Origin of the sequence: Mycobacterium asiaticum DSM 44297, assembly GCF_000613245.1 — a bacterium.
GTDB classification, from domain to species: Bacteria; Actinomycetota; Actinomycetes; order Mycobacteriales; family Mycobacteriaceae; genus Mycobacterium; species Mycobacterium asiaticum.
The window spans coordinates 1,839,737-1,840,649 of sequence record NZ_HG964936.1 but is presented as its reverse complement, the minus strand read 5'-3'; the positions used below and the strand labels follow the sequence as shown (position 1 = coordinate 1,840,649).

The 913-nt window shown below is 74.0% G+C and carries 1 pseudogene; it reads left to right on the top strand.

Annotation, left to right across the window (positions count from 1 at the left end):
• Positions 1–913 (top strand): annotated as a pseudogene (locus tag BN972_RS31340) (hypothetical protein); the annotation flags it as partial.

Below are 913 nucleotides of genomic sequence, written 5' to 3'. Positions count from 1 at the left end.
CCATCCCCGCCGTCGCCACCATCTCCGTAGCCTCCGGGGAAACCAGCGCCAGTTCCGGCCGCCCCGCCGTCGCCTCCGTCACCGCCCGTGCCTCCATTACCGCCGACTTGGCCGGTCTGCAGGCCCTTCGCGTCAAATCCATCGCCGGCCATACCGCCGCCGCCGCCCCTGCCGCCTACGCCGTTGGTCCCACCCGCGACAGCGGCGCCCCCGTTGCCGCCGTTCCCGCCGTTGCCGCCGTTTCCGCCGTTGCCGGACACGCCGAAGCCATCGATACCGTCACCACCGCTGCCGCCGGCCCCGCCAAGGCCGCCGGTACCGGCTTTGCCCCCTGCGCCTACCGCGGCACCACCGTTGCCACCGTCGCCTCCCCTACCGCCGGAACTACCGCTGCTACCTCCCGGGAAGCTGTTGACCCCGTTCCCACCGCCACCACCGTCGCCGCCGCCGCCGCCGTCACCGCCGTCACCGTAGGCAGCACCGATACCGCCAGTGCCCGGCTGGCCGCCGGTACCGCCGTCACCACCCTTGCCGCCGTTACCGCCGTTGTCATGGAGATTGAACCCGGACCAGTTCATCCCTGCCCCACCCTTGCCGCCTCGTCCGCCCTTGCCGCCGTCGCCGGCCGCCGCAGCACTGCCACCGGCCTCACCACCGGTACCGCCAGCACCGCCCCGGCCGCCATCCGATGCGGCATCTCGAGATTGTCCGTCGACTCCGACGCCACCCCGGCCACCGGTGCCGCCGGTACCGCCGGCACCGTCGGCACCCTTGGCGCCGGTCGAACCACCGCCCACGCCGCCCTGTCCGCCGGTACCGCCGGTGCCGCCATCGCCGCCGGTGCCGCCGTTTTGAGGTCCGCTGATCTCGCTGTGCCTACCGGGGGCACCCTCGGCGCCGACACCCCCGACAC